The sequence below is a fragment of the Ciceribacter sichuanensis genome (assembly GCF_024055605.1).
GTDB classification, from domain to species: domain Bacteria; phylum Pseudomonadota; class Alphaproteobacteria; order Rhizobiales; family Rhizobiaceae; genus Allorhizobium; species Allorhizobium sichuanense.
Map to the genome: position 1 here is coordinate 1 of NZ_JAMXLX010000029.1, position 539 is coordinate 539.

A 539-nucleotide genomic window follows, 5' to 3' on the forward strand; every position below is an offset into this window, starting at 1 on the left:
AAAAGGGTTTTGCACACCGGATAAGCCGAAAAGCGGCTTACCTAAATGGCGCGGGGTGGAGCAGCCCGGTAGCTCGTCAGGCTCATAACCTGAAGGCCGCAGGTTCAAATCCTGCCCCCGCAACCAATTCCTACGCTATAGTATCCCACAATAGCCCAAAACTACGATCCAGCACGCTAAACAGCTACGATCATCGGTGCTAACCCCCCGTCGTAAAACATAAATACAAAATCATCGGGTGCAAAGCGGGATGCGAAAAGCTTACCCTATATGGTCAGTTGCTTCTGAGACTTTGACCTTGCCCCCAAGTTTTATCCAGTTTTGAGTTCGCTCCAGCGGTTTTGGGTTGTTGTGTTTGTGGCGGTAGCGGCGGGGTGCGGTGCGGAGCCCTTTCGGGTGTGCAGCACCGCTTTGACCTGCTCCCCTGGAATGTCCTCGGTTTGAGGTTAGTCTGTTCTCCGGAGAAGGAGACAGAGAATGAAGCGTTCCCGTTTCAGCGACGAGCAGATCATCGGTATTCTGAAGGAGCATCAGGCCGG

1 tRNA gene and 1 pseudogene are annotated in these 539 nt (G+C 53.4%); one reads left to right on the plus strand and one right to left on the minus strand.

Going from position 1 to position 539, the window contains the following annotated elements:
* Positions 1-49: 49 nt before the first annotated feature.
* Positions 50-126, plus strand: a tRNA-Met gene (locus NBH21_RS26010).
* Between the two features lie 135 nt (positions 127-261).
* Here the strand turns inward: NBH21_RS26010 and NBH21_RS26015 are convergent.
* Positions 262-539 (minus strand): annotated as a pseudogene (locus tag NBH21_RS26015) (hypothetical protein); the annotation flags it as partial.